This window comes from Sphingobacterium mizutaii, assembly GCF_900187125.1.
Lineage (GTDB): Bacteria > Bacteroidota > Bacteroidia > Sphingobacteriales > Sphingobacteriaceae > Sphingobacterium > Sphingobacterium mizutaii.
The window spans coordinates 3,450,118-3,467,674 of record NZ_LT906468.1 but is presented as its reverse complement, the minus strand read 5'-3'; the positions used below and the strand labels follow the sequence as shown (position 1 = coordinate 3,467,674).

Sequence of the window (17,557 nt, the reverse complement as noted above, 5' to 3'; positions counted from 1 at the left end):
ATACAGCTTGCAGAAAAGTCTAAATACTAAATACTAGATACTAATATCTAATTATTATTTACTCACTAAAGTATTCTCATCTGCTCCCCATTCACTCCAGGAGCCATCAAAAATAGTTACATAGTCATTTCCAAGTTCATAGGCAGCCAATGCTATGATTGCTGCAGAAACCCCCGAACCGCAGGTAAATATATTTTGCTTTGCGCTATCGATCTTACCCTCAAACAAACGTTCCAGTTCTTCCTTGTCCTGATATTGAATGCCATCCAGTACCTGATCAAAGGGTAGGTTCTTTGATCCTGGGATATGTCCTGATCGCAGACCCGGTCTAGGTTCAGGAGCAGTGCCATGGAACCGTCCAGAAGATCTAGCATCGGTAATGCTGATATCGTCATCACCAAGGCGCTCTACCAGTTCCTCCTTCGTGATAAACCATTCATAATTGGGCTTTGCCTTGAAGTTGCCTAAGCTGGCAGCTTCGGCGAACTGCTTATCGATGGGCAAACCTGCAGCTTTCCAAGCCGGCAGACCACCATTAAGCACATAAACCTTGTCCAATCCCATATACCTGAACATCCACCATGCCCTTGGGCTGGAATAGACACCCCAACGATCATAGATAATCAAGGTAGAATCTTGGTTGATGCCCAATTTTTGTGCTTCCTTGCTGAATTGCTGAGCCGAAAGCATCGTATGCGGATAGGGGCTATGGTGATCCGAAAAAGAACCTTCTATATCCAAAAACAAACTGTTTGGCAACAGTTCCAAATTCGTGTTGTCTATCTTCTGGTTGACCTTATCGATAGTGGCATCCAAAACTAAGGCATGCTCCTCATTGATCAATTTGAGGGCCTCGTCGGTACTGATTAGCGCTGCTGTTCTCATGGGTTTTTTAGATATGAGATTTTAGATATGAGTATTGAGATATTAAACTTCTCAAGTTAAAGATATGCAAAATGTAATAAGACTTTGAACATCTATATCTAATCTTTTACAATCACTCATCTCACTACCTAAATCCCTTATTCTACATTCAAAAAATAATATTCTCACATCTCATATCTCCCATCTCATGTCTAAAAAAAATAAAGCCCCGATTTTGCAATCGGGGCTTCGAAGTATTTAGAGAAATCTAAAATTATTTAGATTTTTTCTCGTTGTCTTCCATTTGCTCTTTCAATTGAGCTAATACGTCAAGATCACCTAGAGTTGATTTCTCAACTGAATCTTTAACTTTTTTCACTGCTGCGTTAGCAGTTTTAGCTTCTTTTTTACGAGCGTTGAACTCTTCGATACGAGCTTCAGCTTTAGCATCTTCCCAAATACGAGAGTGAGAAATCACTAGACGTTTGTTTTCTTTGTTGAATTCGATGATTTTGAACTCAGCAACTTCGTCTACTTTCAATGCTGATCCGTCTTCTTTTACAGAGTGTTTGTTAGGGCAGAATCCTTCAACACCGTATTGTAAAGCAACGATATCACCTTTGTCACCAACTTTGATTACAGTACCTTCGTGAACTGAACCTTCAGTGAAGATTGTTTCGAAAGTATCCCAAGGGTTTTCCTCTAATTGTTTGTGACCTAATGAAAGCTTGCGGTTTTCTTCGTCTAATTCTAATACCACAACGTCTAATCTTTCACCAACTTTAGTGAATTCGTTAGGGTGGTTAACTTTCTTAGACCATGAAAGGTCAGAAATGTGAATTAAACCGTCGATTCCGTCTTCTAACTCAACGAATACACCGAAGTTAGTCATGTTCTTAACAACTGCTGATTGTTTTGAACCAACTGGGTAACGTTCAGTGATGTTTTGCCAAGGATCTGGAGTCAATTGTTTGATACCTAAGCTCATTTTGCGCTCTTCACGGTCTAAAGTCAAGATTTCAGCTTCGATTTCGTCACCTACTTTCAAGAACTCTTGTGGAGAACGTAAGTTTTGAGACCAAGACATTTCAGAAACGTGGATTAATCCTTCTACTCCTGGGATGATTTCTAAGAATGCACCGTAGTCAGCTACAGTAACGATCTTACCTTTAACTTTAGAACCGATTTCTAAGTTCTTGTCTAAAGATTCCCAAGGGTGCTCTGAAAGTTGTTTCAAACCTAATGCGATACGTTTTTTCTCGTCATCAAAGTCAAGAACTACAACGTTGATCGTTTGGTCTAATGCCAATACCTCTTTTGGATGCTCGATACGGCCCCAAGAGATGTCAGTAATGTGAAGTAATCCGTCAACACCACCCAAGTCGATGAACACACCGAAGTCAGTGATATTTTTAACAGTACCTTCCAATACTTGTCCTTTTTCCAATTTCGCAACGATCTCTGATTTTTGGTTTTCCAAATCGTCTTCGATCAATACTTTGTGGGAAACAACAACGTTTTTGAATTCATGGTTGATCTTAACAACTTTGAATTCCATAGTTTTACCTACGTAAACATCATAGTCACGGATAGGTTTGATATCAATTTGAGATCCTGGTAAGAAAGCCTCAACACCTTTGATGTCTACAATTAAACCACCTTTAGTACGTGATTTAACAAAACCATCGATAACTTTGTCGTTCTCCAAAGCCTCGTTGATCTCTTCCCAAGATTTTTGTGTTTTAGCACGTTTGCGTGATAATACTAATTGACCATTTGCATCCTCTTGCGATTCAACAAATACATCAACCGTATCACCGATTTTTAAGTCAGGTAAGTCACGGAACTCAGATAATGCTACTAGACCGTCTGATTTGAAACCGATGTTTAAAACAACATCTTTGTTATTGATCGATACCACGATACCTTCAATAATCTCACCTTGATTGATTTGGTTGAATGTGCCAGCGTACTGCTCTTCTAGTTTAGTACGTTCTGCATCACTGTAGTTACCAAAAGCTTTTTCATCAAGATCCCAGTCGAAGTCTCCTGATGGAGTACTCCAAGTGTTTGATTTAATCTCATCGATTAAATTTGAATCTGCCTCAGACTCAATCTTTTCAGTGTCCTTCACAACTTTTGTGTCAGCACCTTGTAGCTCTGCGTTTTTCGCCGCTAACTCTTTTTCTGCTTCTTGTTTTTTTGCCATTAATTAATAATCTCCTTTTCCCTACAATGTAGGGATTGCAAAGATACGAAAAACTTTTATTTACAAGAGTTTAGATGTAAAAAAGTTTAAAAAGTTTAAAATGTTTAGGATTCTTGACGTAACTCGTCGCTGTCCTCAAAGATAGGATAGATCGTTTTTACGATCACTTCTGTCAGTTTCCGCTCATTAAATGGCTTGATCAAAATCCCGTCAAATAAAACCTGACGCTCTTTTTCCAGCTTCTTAACTTGTTCATTATCAGAAGATGTGGCTATTATTTTAACCGAGTTGTAAGCAGGGTTGTCCCTCACGGTCGCCAATAATTCGTCGCCCGTCATGATCGGCATGTTGATGTCGGTAACAACAACGTCAATCGGAAACCTGCTCAATATCTCCAAAGCCTCTTTTCCGTTCGTCGCTGTCTTGACATGGGTATGTAACGAGAAAAACTGCTTCAAATACAGCAAATTCAGGGCGTTATCATCCACGATCAACCAACTTAAATCCTTTGAAAAATCACTGATCTTCTGGATATTCATCGAGGTCTTCCGACGGAATTTAGGCTTAGGAATTGGGATTTCTACCTTAAAGGTCGTGCCTTGGCCAGCATTGGTTTTAAAGTTGATCTTACCCTTCAAGGTACTGACGATATTCTTGGTTATATATAGACCCAATCCAACACCGCCTTCAACCTTATTCGATTTATTGACCGTATAATATTTCTTGAATATGTTCTTCTTCAATGCATCTGGAATTCCTTGCCCCTGATCCGATACCTTAAAGATAAGGTTGCTTTGATCGTCAACGATGGCACTTGCCACCACCTTTCCGGCATTCGAATATTTGATCGCATTGCTCACTAAGTTGCTCATGATCTGACGCACCTTAAATTCATCTGAGAAAATCACCGTCGGTTGATCCTTGTCAACCTCATAGGCCAATTCTATCCCTTTCATCTCAGCATGGTTGCGGTGCGTTTCCACAACATCAATCAATAGGTCAACAAAGTCAAAGTGGATTGCTTCAATATTGTTCTGTTGATCTATTTTGCTCAAGTTCAGGATATCATTGATGGTTTTTGAAGTCGCTGTAATATTAGTATAAGCTGATTCCAATAGATGGATATCATTGGCTTGGTAAAGGTCCTTGCGGCTCTTCAATAAGTCCACGATCCCAATCAAGGAATTAATTGGCGTTCGGATCTCATGGGTAATCTCTGCTAGGATATCCGTTTTTTGCTCGGCTAATTTCGAAGCATATACACGCTCATCCAATAATTTGCGCTCATAATAGTTCGTAAAGAATTGGTAGTATACCAAGATACAGATCACGATGAAAACAAAGGTCAGGGAAATTATGATCTGCCATTTAAAGGTATCTGTTCTTGCGATCAAGATGCTCAGTTCATGGTCTGTTTTATCTCTTTGGATCTGGATACGCTCTTCATGAATGATGCGGATCAGTTGGTTGGCACTGTGGAGCAGGGTAAAGTTATCTGCCAGTAATGATCTTTCATTTTTACGGATATCGGTCAGGGTCTGCTTCAGTTCTTTTAACCTGTTCTCCGCTTGAGTATTTCCTTGCCTGATGATGTTTTTCAGGTTTGCATTTTGCTCAGTTACTTGTTGGGTATGGGTAGGAACACCGGTTTCAACCGTAATGGTATCATCCCCCTTTTGGAAGATCCGCTTGAGCAAGGATTTCTTCTTGACTACGACCTTCTTTGGTTCATTCGGAACGATGGCTGCGGGTTCCTTTGCTTTCGGAAGCGTGATGTTCGTTTCATTGTTTGCTTGGATGTTAAAGGTCTTCAAGGTTTCAGAGGCCACCAAAATAGAGTCCAATTTAGAATTCAATTGGCTGTATTTAGGCAAGAGGTCCTCCAATTTGCGCCCTTTATAATTCTTGTCGCTGAAGGTTTGGGATTCTGCATTCCGCACTTTGATCAAGGAATCGACCGCTGATTTTAAAGTGATCAGTTTGGAGCGATATGAATTGTAATCTTGGATATTATAGGTAATGGAGAACACCCTAAAATGATCCTCTGCCTCACTGAATATGGTCAATAATTCTGAGAAATTATTCTGGTCACTGTTTACCGAAGTATAAATGTTCTGGATTTTGTTCTGAATACTCTTATACTGGATATAGGAAAAAATAAAAAAAATAACAAAAGTGATGAACAATAAAATTATTGAACTCAACAGGATATTCCTTACGTTCTGGTTCCGCTTGTTCCGCTTTTGTAAATCCTTGTCTTCCATCGGTAAATATCTCGGTATAATTGGTAATTCGCGCTAACAAATTCCACAATACGATTACAATAATAATAAATTTATAATAAATTAAATTTAGTTTGGTTTAAACGAGTTGTACACCCTCGGTTTAACAATTTTAATACTCTGTTTTGAGAGCGCGATGCTCGCATTTAATTCGAAGCCAATTATCAGGATAAGGGCGTTGATGTACATCCAGATCATCACCACGATCAATGTGCCGATGGAACCGTATAATTTGTTATAGGCGCCAAAATTATTGATATAAAAGGTGAAAAATGAAAAGGACAACATGGCCAATAAAGTTGCCAAAGTAGCACCAGGTGTAAATAGCTTCCATTTTTTTGTGGAGCTTGGCCCAAACTTATAGATAAGGCTCACTGTAAAAAAATAGATACCAAACAAAATGATCCATTGGGCTAGCTTGATCGCAAATGCCCAGAACCATTTCAGATCGTAATCAATATGTGTCTTCAAGTAATTTATCAAGTAGTTTGACCCCGCATAAAGTGCGATTCCCACGGCCAATGCCAAAACGATGGCAAGGGAAAGGGCTAGAGCCACCACTCTTCTTTGAAACCAAGTTCTCGACTCTTTGGATAAAGATGCTTTATTGAAGCTCATCATCAAGGTGGTCATACCATTGGTCGCAAAGAATGTACAGAGCACAAAACCGGCCGAAAGCAATCCTCCGTTCTGTCGCTTGATGATATCCTCCAAGGTCGTCTCCAAGATTTCAAAAGCGCTGTTGGGCAGGGCCAACTGGATCAATTCCATCAATTGTTCCTGGAAATTGTCAACAGGTATATAGGGGATCAGCGTAAATAGGAAAATGATTCCAGGAAATACAGCCAACATAAAATTGTAGGCTAGGGAAGAGGCTTTGTTGATAATGGACTCACGGGCGATCTCCTGAAAGAAAAATACCATGACCGTATAGAGTGGTAATTTGCCAAACCCCGGTAAGGTCGCAGATTTGGTCCACTCGATAAATCTGTCATAAGGTTTGACGTACAGAAGATGCTGGTGAATTTTTTTCATTATTCTCCAAAAAATGGAGCCATCTTATCTATGAAAATCTGAGGAGGTTTGCAGGGTCTGTTTCTTTCCATGTCCACAAATACCAGTTGGGTAGAGCCTGTATTCAACAACTCTCCAGATTCATTAAACAGCTCATATTCAAATTTAATCCTTATTCCTGGTTTTTCTCTAATATAAATATTTATGGTTACTAAATCATCATATTTCGCCGCCTTATTAAATTTGCAGCTCAATTCGATCACAGGCAACATCACACCCATTTCCTCTAGTTGCTTATAGGAAATCCCCGTGCTCCTTAACATTTCAGTACGGGCAACTTCGTAATAAGTCGCATAGTTCCCATAATAGACATAACCCATATTGTCTGTCTCCGCGTAACGAACCCTGATCTGATGCTGGTAATGAAACATATTATTTCTTGATATTTCTTGCGTCAAGTGCTTTTTGGAATTTACGCGCATTGATCAAGTGCTCAGCAACCGTTTCTGCATACAAATGGTACCCTGAAAAATCATCTTTAGCACACATATAGATGTATGGATGCTGATCATAATTCAATACCGCATCAATAGAAGCAATGCTTGGCATCATGATCGGTCCCGGAGGCAATCCCTTAAATCGGTAAGTATTATATGGATTGTCAATGGTCAAATGTCTGTTCAGCACCCTACGGATCGTGAAGTCGTTATTGGCAAAGATCACCGTTGGATCTGCTTGCAAAAGCATTCCTTTCTTCAATCTGTTGATATATAGACCGGCAATTTTTGGCATTTCATCCACGTGCAAGGCTTCTCCCTTCACGATGGAGGCCAAGGTGCTCACCTCTTGGATCGTCATTCCTAATGAATCTGCCTTGGCTCTGCGTTCTGCATTCCAAAATTTCTCATATTCCTTTGAAAAACGATCAATGATTTCTTCAGGCTTGGTATTCCAATAGATTTCATACGTATTTGGAACGAACATGCTGAAGAAATTCTCTTTGTTGAAGCCATATTTCTCAGCCAATTTCTCATCATTCAAAAGGTTAATGAAAGTCAGTGAATCTGCTTCAAAGTCTCTGCCCAATAAACCTGCAAAATCCTGTCTCAAGCGTACATTCTGGAACCTGAATTTCACAGCGTCCTGATAACCACCACGTAAGTTCCCGATCAATCGGCGATTGCTCATGTCCTGAGAAAGTTTATAGCGTCCCGCTTTAATGCCGCTGCTCTCCAAATCCATGGCCTTTGCTACATAATTGAAATAGGTTGGGTTTTTGACAATACCTTCCGACTCAATCCTCGAGATAACACTCGCATAGGGCTCATCGGTTTTTACATAGAAGTATTCCTCATCCGTGGCAATACTTGGTGCCATAAAGGCTTGGTATCCTATCCATGCACCTACCAGAACTATCAATAAGATAATGATAAGTACAATCCCTAATCCTTTTCTTTTTTTTCTGTTCTCAGCCATGTTATGGGTTTAGTGGAGTAGTCGTTGTTGGAGCTGGTTCTGCCGGTTTTCCTAAAGTAACATGGATAGCATTACCAATTGAAATAATCTTAGCACTGGTGTCTGGGTTTTGTTTGACTACCACAGAACCTAGGGTATCATTGGAGTTGCCATCGAAGGAAACCGAACCTAAGGTCAATCCTTTTCCAGCCAAAGCAAATTTTGCTTCTGTCAAGTTCAATCCAATCAAAACTGGGATTTCAACCTCATCATCTCCACGGCCATTTCCTAAAATCAAGCTGATTTTAGAACCTTTCGGAACCATACGTCCCGGACGGATCGGTTGACCGGCAAATTTTACGTCCAATACCACATCTCTGGCGATATCATTTCTATAAACGGTATCAGCAATCTTTAAAGAATGGTTCTTCAAAATGGCAGATGCCTCGATAAAAGTCTTATCAATTACTTCTGGGAATGCAATTTCAGGTGCGGATTGGGTAATGATGGTCAAATAAATCGTACGACCACCTTTCACATGGCTCTTAGGGTCAGGATCTTGGTCGATTACCAAGCCTGGTTTTGCATCCATTTGGTAGATCGAATCGATCTCAACCTCTAACCCGGCCTTGTCCAATACGTTCAAAGCTTCACTGATGTTCAAGCCTTTCAATAGAGGAACTTCTTGAGAATCACCGTGCTTAGTGTAGATCTTTAATCCGAAATAAACTAAAATAAAAAGAATGACAATGAAAATGAGCCCTGCAATTAAGTTTTTCCTGAAAGCACTCGTTCTCAAGTATAAAAAGAACTTCGACATCTATTAATGAGTTTTTTTTGATTATCCTATTAACAATATTAATTCCAATTTTACAATTTCACGCAAATACTGCTAATATAAAGGCAAAAATATTCGTTTTTCCTCGTATCTCAAATTATATTTGCTTCTCGATTATTACATATGAAAACTAAAGTAGCATTAATTACGGGTGGTTACACTGGAGAGGCTGAAATTTCTTATAAAAGTTCGGCATTTGTTTACTCCAAAATTGATAAGGAAAAATACGATGTGTATCTAATTGATATTACATTGGAAAGTTGGGCTTATACAGATGAAAACGGCCAAAAACACGAAATTGACCGTCAAGATTTCTCCTTGAACATCAATAATGAAAAGCTGCGTTTTGATGTTGCCTTTATTATTTTACATGGTACGCCAGGTGAAGATGGCAGGTTGCAAGGCTATTTGGATATGATCGGATTGTCTTATACTTCTTGTGGCGCTTTGACGTCATCCTTGACCATGAACAAGGGCTATACCAAGGCTATTATCCAGGACATCCCGGAATTGAACGTCGCAAAATCAGTTCTTTTATTTGATATCGACAGACCCAAAGCATTTGATCTGGTCAAAGAAAAATTAACGCTACCCTTATTTGTAAAACCAAATGCAGGTGGTAGCAGCATCGGTATGAACAAGGTTAATACCTGGGAAGAACTTCCTAAAGCCTTAGATGAAGCTTACGATGCAGAAGGGACCGGTATGCAAGTATTGGTAGAAGAGTTTGTGAAAGGGCGGGAATTCTCCCAAGGGATCTTTAGGGATTCCAAAGGCGAGCTTCAAGTACTTCCTGCAACAGAAGTAATCACAACGAGGGAATTCTTTGACTTTGAAGCAAAATATACACCTGGACTGACTCAGGAGATTACTCCAGCCGACCTGAACCAAGAACAGAAAGACAGGGCGGATGCCATTATCCGTGAGGTTTATGTCCGCTTAAATTGCAAAGGTATGGTCCGTGTGGATTTCTTTATCCAAAATGACACGGATAAATTCTACTTCATTGAGATCAACACCATTCCCGGACAAACGGCTCAAAGTTTTATACCCCAACAGGTCCGTGCAGCTGGCCGTACTGAAACTGCATTCTATACAGAATTGATCGAAGCCGCTAAAAACGACATTTAAAATATTCTTAATAGAAGTACGGCAAAGAGGTAATTTTCTTTGCCGTTCTTTATTGATTCCCCTCCTCAGCTAATTTTTATCCCTGATTTCTTTTCGCTTTTCTTTACGGTTTGCATTTGCAACAATTAGTTTGCTTTTGGTTTCATTCGAGCCATGTTCGAGAATGCTTCGAAGATAGTAGCAGGTTTGAATGGATCATTTTGCGAAAATTCGGAATGTGTCCCGAATCAGGTCTATGGGTTAACAGCATATCTATTTAGGTTCACTCCATGAGGTTTTGTTACAAAGAAAAAGAAAAGGCCATATCCGTAGAGATATGGCCTTAAAATTTATGTTGATTTTAATTACTGCAATTGGTTGAACAATAACTTGAAAGTTCCATGAGTCTGCGCACGGAAATTAATATCATTCCCAAATGATACCAATTTGCCTTTGCCTACTGGCGCTTCAAATGCAATAACACCATCTTTCAAATACTTCTGTCCCCATGACCAACCACTCTTTAACACTTTTTCGGAATCAAACCACATCAATGGTTTGATGTTGTTATTCGTGATTCTGTACAGGTTGTCATTGCTGTAATAAAGATCAATTTGATCATTATATCCCCAAGTACTGGCAATTCCTTTTGCAACTTTTGCGGTCAAAACTGAACCTGGCGTATAGAAGTCTGTTCTCTTCAGGGCTTTGTGTTGGGCGTCTACCAAATGGTTTTCTACCCCTAATTCTAAATGTTCTGCTAAATCAGAGCTGCTTCCTATGGTCACGATTTTACCGCCATTTTCCAAGAATGCTTTCAATACTGGAATGGACTTCTGCTCAGTTAAGCGGCCCCATCTCTCTTTGTAAGGAGAAGGGATGTTTTCTGGGGCTTCTGCAGGCATGCGACCATAATAGGATGATGCATTGGCATTGCTGTTGAACCTTGGAATGGAGTTTCCAGGAAAGATAATGATATCATATTTTGCATTCAGATTACCCTTGTCGATATCTGGTGCATAGATGACATCAAAGTTATAATGGTATTTCTCCATTAAGAACCTTAACCATCCTGATGGCATACTTCCGCCATAGGTATCCCAAAGTGCAATACGCAAAGTTTTGATTTTTTTGCTTTGTTTTGGCAAGCTATTACTAGCTTCTGCAGCAAAGATCAATTTAACATTCGCATTGTTTTCTACATAGATATCGCCATTGGATTCATCACGCCATACATTCTTGCCTTGTTTTAACAAATCATTGCTTACGCGGAATGATTCGTTGATGGTCGCTGGAAGCCTTAAATACTTGCCTTTTGGTTTAGCCACTTCAGCCAACTGGATCACTTTTCCATTCGTCAAGTCTTGGAAAGGACCGTTGAAGTCATCTAAGATACGGTCAAACTTCACGTCCATCAGGTAAGCCAATGTCCATCCGGCAGCATCGTATGGTGGGATAGGAGGGCCTCCTGGGTATTGGAAATCATCTGGGTGATCCTGGGGCTCAAACATGTCCAAGATATGAGGACGGAATGCTTGATCGGTCTTGATGATATAAGAACCCTTAACGTATTTCTTGCCATTTACGGTAAAGTCTGCATTGGCCTGTTGGATGTCGATTCCATTTTGGATCAATGCATTCACGAAATCGGTAGCTTTTACAAAATCAGCTTGGTCGGCAGGGATAATAAATCCCCTTGGGTCACGAAGTGATTTGTTGTCGAAAAGACTGCCCAATAGCTTCCTTTCAGCTTCTCGGTTGTTCTCGATTTTTGGGTCTTTTCTCTTGGCTTGCTGGAAAGCTGTATCAATGACAGCAACCTTGCTTGGAGATAAAGGCCAAAAATCTTTGGATCCACGCTCGATGGAATTCTTGCCCATTCTGAACATGTTGTACAAGACCTCATCCTTATAGCGACTCGCATAGTTCAATACGGCATAGTTCAAGGAAACAGAATAATCAATAGACTGTTGGAAATGCCATACCTGTGGAATCACTGGGTTTTGAGTATCATTGTTTGGGATCAGTCGGTTAGGAACTAGCGGGATTTCAAATGGAGTAGGATTACCGATCATTTCAGTCAATAGGCCCATCATATTGTGGAAATAAGTGGTCGTTCTCAATCCACCGTTATACCAAGTAGAGAATACCGAACCATCCTTAGCCGTATAGCCAGGTTTGCCTTCTGCATTCAACCTTGAAGACATAGCTGCTCCTAAAGCATCGATGCCAGACATCAAGATTGGGTCGAAAACATAGTTGAACGGATCGCGATATGGCGCACCAGCCACTACAGCACCGGCAGGGGCTGTTTGATGGTGGTTGTACATGATCTGTGGAATCCATTCAACAAATAGCTGTCTTGCCATATTTTGGGATTCCTTCAGGTTCAGCATGAAAAAATCGCGGTTGTTATCATGGCCTGCGTATTTCTGATAAAGGACAGGAACATAGTTTCCTGATCTTTTATTTGGCGTTTTTTCACGCATGTACCAATTGGAGATCAACTCTTGCCCGTCAGGGTTGGCATGTACCATTAAGACAATGCTATTTTCCAAGATTTTCTTGGTTTCAAGATCATTGGATGATGCCAATAGATAAGCCGTTTGGATCAATTGGTGCGTTCCGACTACTTCGTTGGAGTGTAGGCCGCCATCAATCCAGACAATGCTCTTACCCTTTTGAGCCAAGTCACGCGCTTCCGCTTCGGATAGGTCAGCATGAGCCAATTTAGTCGAAATGTTCTTGAATTCTTCCAGGTTTTTTAAGTTTTCAGGAGAACTGATGATCAACATACATTGATCTCTACCTTCTTCGGTCTTCCCAATGACGGTATAGAGCAAGCGATCGGATTGCTGGTCTAATTTCTTGAAATACTGTTCAGTTTCGGTGAATGTTGCCAATTGGTAATCATCGCCAATATTGAATCCAAAATGCTCCTTCGGGCTAGTGATTTGTTGGGCAAACACTGTTTGAATAAAAGCAAATGAAAACAACAGTAACCGAATAAGGTTAATTGAGTTCTTCATAATTCTATTAGGTAATAATTTATTGGTTAAAGATAAGAATCGCTTGCAGATTCATAGGAGAAAGATACAGCTAAAGCTGGACCTTCACAAGAATATTACAGACAGGTGCTTCGGCAATAAATGAAGACTAGGAATATGGGAAGGGGGAGGGTTTTGAAACCGAATTTTCGTTTTTGTTTAAATCGACAAAACGATTTTTATTCTCTTGGAATTTGTATATTTGAGATGATGACATTTAGTAGCATATGATTTTAGTTGCAGATAGCGGATCCTCACGATCAGATTGGATGCTTCATCTTCCAGATAGCAAACCATTACGATTCAGTACCAAAGGCTTAAATCCTTTTTTCGTTAGCGAGAAGGAAATTGCAGCCATTTTGACGGAGGTTCCCGAAATTATCCCATATATAAAAGAGGTTCATGAGGTCTATTTTTTCGGAGCGGGATGTTCCACTCCTGACCGCCGTGAATTAGTATCCAATGCCTTGACCCAAATTTTTCCATCTTCCTTTATTTCTGTTGAAAGCGATCTGTTAGGATCTGCTTATGCCACCTTTGGTGCCGGAAAAGGGTTGATCTCCAACTTAGGAACTGGTTCTGATATCAGTTTTTATGATGGTGAAAAATTGTCAGCAAGTCTGCATGGCAATGGCTATGTGCTTGGGGACGAGGGTTCAGGTGCCTGGTTTGGCAAACAATTGATAACTGCCTATCTCTATGAGACCATGCCTAGGGATTTGGCAAGGACCTTCAAGGAGTCACATCCTATTACCAAGGATATCATTATCAAAAACGTCTACCAAAGGGACAGGCCGAATGCCTACCTCGCATCGTTTGCGGAATTTATGGGACAGAACAGACAACATCCCTATATAGATAATCTTTTGAGAAATGGTTTTGACGAGTTTGTTCGGACCAATATCATGACCTATCCGAACTTTTGGGAATATGAATGTCATTTTGTGGGAAGAATAGCCTATTATTTTGATATTCACTTAAGAGAGGTATGTTCTTTGCATGGTGTACGTGTGGGCAAGATATTGAGTAGCCCAATTGAAGAGCTGTTCCATTATGTGGTGGACAGAGAGCTGAATGTTCAACTTTAAAAATATATAGATTATGATAATGGCCATGATAATGTTTTATACCATGCTGTTCCAACAGCCTACCGTATATGACTATTCTTTCACATCCATTGATGGAAAGAAAGTGGATCTAGCTGATTTCAAAGGAAAACAACTTTTGATCGTCAACACAGCGTCCAAATGTGGGTTCACCAAGCAATATAAAGAGCTACAGGAACTACATGAGCAATATGGAGACAAATTGGTAGTGATCGGTTTCCCTTCAGACAATTTTGGAAATCAGGAATACGGAGACAATAAAAAGATCGCTGAGTTCTGTGAAAAGAATTTCGGTGTGAACTTTATCCTTTCGGAAAAGGTAGATGTCAAAGGCGATAAACAAACTGCCCTTTTCAAATACCTAACAGAAACCGATAATCCAGATTTCAAAGGTGATATCAATTGGAACTTCGAGAAATTCCTGATCGATAAAGATGGCAAGTTAGCACATCGATATCGTTCAAAAGTTACACCGCTTGATAAGGTGATAACATCGCAAATCTTATAAAAACAAAAAGACGCCAGAGAGCGTCTTTTTGTTTTTAGTCTAGGAGACCATTTTGTAGGCGTATTGAATACGCCTGCCAGATGCATTTGCAGGATGAGGGTTCGGCTCCGCTCCCCCACCGAGCAATCCCATCGCGCAAGTCAACGGCATTCTTTCCATTTTTCCGCCAAGGAAATGAGCCGGAGGCTAAAGGACTTCCTTCGGAAGAATGGTTGTTTGTATAAATTGGGAACCCCTGGAAGGGGTGAAATCTTTGTAGAAAATCAAATCGCTTGACGGATAACCCACAGCGTGGGTGAAATATTTTTCTGAAAATCCCTTCTTAATTCATTTCCAATTCTGAACGAATAGTGAAGAATCTGTACGATTCTCCTCCTAAAGGCTATGTCATCTTCAATCGAAGATTGAAGAACTGTTCGCCATTTCAATAAAGGGCGTCGTTGAGTTTGAAGGTTCGCACTTCGAGATGCTTCGGATGAACCTCAGCACAAAAAACCTTAACTTAATGACATTGCCCACCGAGGATTGGAGGATGGACCAAGATTACTTGCGGTATTTCATTCAGCTAAATTTATCCAGGATGGTAGGCGTATTGAATACGCTCCTACGGACTATTTACTGTCTATCCAAGCCAAAATAGCAAGCTCTACATCTAGGTTCGTAGCTTTCTTTTTCGCCAAGAAGGACTCGGGATTCATTTTGCTGTAAACGGTAGGAATAGTTGGCTGGAGCACCGCATTTTACACAGACTGCATGGACTTTAGTGACGTCTTCTGCGATGGCCATTAGGCTAGGTATCGGTCCGAAGGGTTTTCCTAAGTAATCCATATCTAGGCCAGCAACGATGACGCGGATGCCGCGATTGGCTAGTTCAACGCAGACATTAGGAAGTTCCTCGTCGAAAAATTGGGCTTCATCAATTCCTACTACTTTGGTGTCAGCACTCAATAGCAATATGGCGGATGAATGTGAAACTGGGGTAGAAGGGATGGAATTACTGTCATGGGAAACAACCTCATTCAGGCCATAGCGCACATCGATTTCAGGTTTGAAAATCTCTACAGGAAGTTTGGCAAATTGTGCCCTTTTCATCCTACGGATCAGTTCTTCGGTTTTTCCAGAAAACATAGACCCGCAGATCACTTCGATACTTCCAATAGGACCTCTTCTGTGGGGGAAATTATGCTCAGAAAACAACATCATTTTGATAAAACTTTATACTAAAAACCTGATTTCAGAAGTTTCATATAATATGAAATTCTTAGCTAATATAGCTTACGAATATCGAAATTTAATCTTATTTTTGGTTTAAGGAGATAGGATAAAAGCGTAAACGAGGTGTCAATCAGTTTGTTTATTTTTTTATTGATCATTTAATATTAGAATTAATTTCAATCTATACACATAAAACATGGCTTATTCAGATCAGGATATTTTAGGGAAAATTGGGGATCTTTTGGTAGAAATCAATGAGCATTATGCAGGACTGGACAAGAACAATCTAGCGAGCAAAAAAGCTGATATTTTATTGTTGGCTGCTCAGGCCAAATATTTGGCTGCACATATCGAAGCTTTAGCATCACTTCAGACTCAACCTACGCATTTATTGACTTCGGCAGCAGCAGTAGCGGTACAAGCTGAAGAGAGTAGCTTTACACCTGCAGTTGAACATGAAGCGCATGAAGCTGATGAGCAACCTGTAGAGGAAGAGATCCAAGAAGTGGAAGCCGTAGAGCCAGTGACCGAAAAGAAACCTTTTGTCGAAGAATACGATGAAGAAGCACCAGAATCGACCAACTATGGCGAGGTTTCCAACGAAGAAAACCAGGCGATAGTGGAAGAGGAGAAAGAGGAATTGGTAGAAGAGCCACAAGAGGAAGAGACTAGGGAAGAGGAGAAGCAGGATGCCGAACCTGTTGAAGAAGTTTCGGATTTCAAAGATTTTAATATCTCATCTAACCCTGTTCATACAGCATCTTCGGGTTATACCTCAGTTGCTTCTGCTGATGAAGCTGAAGAAGACAAGAAGAATGTGGAGCAGAAAACGGAAGTTGAGCCGACGGTGAACGAAGTGGTTATTGAAGAAAAGCAGGTCGAGATTAAAGAGGAAAAACCAGAAGAGGTTGTTTCACTGAACGATCTGGCTAAACAAGCAGAGGTTAAACCTAGTCGACCATTGACCTTGAATGAGTTGATCCAACAGCAAAAAAGAGCAGGTTTGACCAATGCCAACCAATTCAACACTTCACAGGATAGATCTACAGAAAAAATCGGTGACCTGAAAGTTGCGGTTAGCTTAAATGATAAGCTATTGTTCATTAAAGATCTGTTCAATGGATATAGCTTGGCTTATTCGGAAGCTATTGAATTGCTCAATAGATTTGACAATTTCGCGGAAGCGGATGCCTTCTTGCAATCGAACTATTCCTTGAAAAATAATTGGGCGTCGAAACCACAGACCGTAGATAAGCTTTACGCTATCTTAAGAAAGAAATACATTTAATTTCTATACGAATAAAAAAAGGTCGCTTCCGATAAAGAAGCGACCTTTTTTTGGTTCAAGGCGAAGGTTAAAGATCAAATTTGATCCAATGCTTGCCTTCATGTCCATATACAAAATATTTTGATTGGATGATTTCCGCGAATATTTCGGTGTCCAATAAAAAGTCTTCTTTGTGTTTTGCGAATTCAGGTTTTTGAACGATAAAAATATTGTTGTTTTTAACGGCTTTATAGTCGTTGTATTGATCGTTCAGTAAATCTGGGAGTGTTCCTAGGAATGCAGGGTTATCGTTGATAAAGATCAGGATTTCGGTGTTTTCAGGCTCTTTTACCAGAGGGTTGTTCTGCGCTCCGGCAATTTCACTGATTTCTTCGATGTAGGTTGGGTCAGCTGTAGGGTTGGAAAGGTCCACGATTTCAACCATAGGTCGGTTTTCAATATGGATAAATTTTAATTTATGGATAATGATGTTGATTTCTTCCTCCAGTAATTCGAATTTTTCGGGTTCAGACTCTTGTAATTCGTTTGCTATAGCTGTATAGTGTTTTAGTTGAATCATTATGATAGACAATTATCCTACAAAGGTAAACAAGCTGTTCAAAAGACCCAAGCAATTGTCGA

At 40.1% G+C, this 17,557-nt stretch carries 14 protein-coding genes; 4 read left to right on the top strand and 10 right to left on the bottom strand.

The window, feature by feature from the left end:
* Positions 1-54: 54 nt before the first annotated feature.
* The 7 genes from CKW03_RS15040 to CKW03_RS15010 all read right to left on the bottom strand — a co-directional run bounded on the left by CKW03_RS15040 (position 55) and on the right by CKW03_RS15010 (position 8,644).
* On the bottom strand, positions 55-885 hold the full coding sequence (locus CKW03_RS15040) for a sulfurtransferase (RefSeq protein ID WP_093098344.1): 831 nt from the start codon (positions 883-885) through the stop codon (positions 55-57).
* A gap of 253 nt (positions 886-1,138) precedes the next feature.
* Positions 1,139-3,073 carry a 30S ribosomal protein S1 gene (gene rpsA, locus CKW03_RS15035; protein WP_093098342.1) on the bottom strand — a complete coding sequence of 645 codons (1,935 nt, stop codon included), beginning with the start codon at positions 3,071-3,073 and terminating at the stop codon, positions 1,139-1,141.
* A 104-nt stretch (positions 3,074-3,177) separates the two neighbouring features.
* A complete protein-coding gene (locus CKW03_RS15030; RefSeq protein ID WP_093098340.1) occupies positions 3,178-5,337 on the bottom strand; it encodes an ATP-binding response regulator in 2,160 nt (719 codons plus the stop codon).
* 87 nt (positions 5,338-5,424) lie between these two features.
* Complete coding sequence (locus tag CKW03_RS15025) at positions 5,425-6,390, bottom strand: YihY/virulence factor BrkB family protein (RefSeq protein WP_093098339.1); 966 nt, start codon at positions 6,388-6,390, stop codon at positions 5,425-5,427.
* Positions 6,390-6,800, bottom strand: coding sequence for an acyl-CoA thioesterase (locus CKW03_RS15020; RefSeq protein ID WP_093098506.1), 411 nt, complete (start codon positions 6,798-6,800; stop codon positions 6,390-6,392). The genes CKW03_RS15025 and CKW03_RS15020 overlap by 1 nt, the downstream gene beginning before the upstream one ends.
* Before the next feature lies 1 nt (position 6,801).
* Entirely contained in the window at positions 6,802-7,845 is a 1,044-nt protein-coding gene (gene mltG / locus CKW03_RS15015) for an endolytic transglycosylase MltG (RefSeq protein WP_093098337.1), read from the bottom strand.
* A 1-nt stretch (position 7,846) separates the two neighbouring features.
* Positions 7,847-8,644, bottom strand: a complete 798-nt coding sequence (locus CKW03_RS15010; protein WP_093098336.1) for a PASTA domain-containing protein — start codon at positions 8,642-8,644, stop codon at positions 7,847-7,849.
* A 141-nt stretch (positions 8,645-8,785) separates the two neighbouring features.
* Between CKW03_RS15010 and CKW03_RS15005 the strand changes: the two genes are divergently transcribed.
* Positions 8,786-9,793: a D-alanine--D-alanine ligase gene (locus tag CKW03_RS15005; protein WP_093098334.1), complete on the top strand. Its 1,008-nt coding sequence runs from the start codon at positions 8,786-8,788 to the stop codon at positions 9,791-9,793.
* Between the two features lie 344 nt (positions 9,794-10,137).
* On the opposite strand, the gene CKW03_RS15000 is transcribed toward CKW03_RS15005, so the two are convergent.
* Positions 10,138-12,801 carry a M14 family metallopeptidase gene (locus CKW03_RS15000; protein ID WP_093098333.1) on the bottom strand — a complete coding sequence of 888 codons (2,664 nt, stop codon included), beginning with the start codon at positions 12,799-12,801 and terminating at the stop codon, positions 10,138-10,140.
* 245 nt (positions 12,802-13,046) lie between these two features.
* Here CKW03_RS15000 and CKW03_RS14995 point away from each other — a divergent pair, with 245 nt between their 5' ends.
* Both CKW03_RS14995 and CKW03_RS14990 read left to right on the top strand, forming a co-directional pair.
* A complete protein-coding gene (locus CKW03_RS14995) occupies positions 13,047-13,907 on the top strand; it encodes an N-acetylglucosamine kinase (protein WP_093098331.1) in 861 nt (286 codons plus the stop codon).
* Positions 13,908-13,932: 25 nt separating this feature from the next.
* Positions 13,933-14,433, top strand: coding sequence for a glutathione peroxidase (locus tag CKW03_RS14990; RefSeq protein WP_236736497.1), 501 nt, complete (start codon positions 13,933-13,935; stop codon positions 14,431-14,433).
* Positions 14,434-15,048: 615 nt separating this feature from the next.
* Here CKW03_RS14990 and CKW03_RS14985 read toward each other — a convergent pair.
* Positions 15,049-15,633 carry a thymidine kinase gene (locus tag CKW03_RS14985; protein WP_093098328.1) on the bottom strand — a complete coding sequence of 195 codons (585 nt, stop codon included), beginning with the start codon at positions 15,631-15,633 and terminating at the stop codon, positions 15,049-15,051.
* Between the two features lie 211 nt (positions 15,634-15,844).
* Here CKW03_RS14985 and CKW03_RS14980 point away from each other — a divergent pair, with 211 nt between their 5' ends.
* Positions 15,845-16,936, top strand: coding sequence for a DUF8457 domain-containing protein (locus CKW03_RS14980; RefSeq protein ID WP_093098327.1), 1,092 nt, complete (start codon positions 15,845-15,847; stop codon positions 16,934-16,936).
* 67 nt (positions 16,937-17,003) lie between these two features.
* Here CKW03_RS14980 and CKW03_RS14975 read toward each other — a convergent pair whose 3' ends face one another.
* The gene (locus CKW03_RS14975) at positions 17,004-17,495 is read right to left on the bottom strand and encodes a hypothetical protein (protein WP_093098325.1); all 492 of its coding nucleotides are present in this window, start codon (positions 17,493-17,495) and stop codon (positions 17,004-17,006) included.
* Positions 17,496-17,557: the final 62 nt, after the last annotated feature.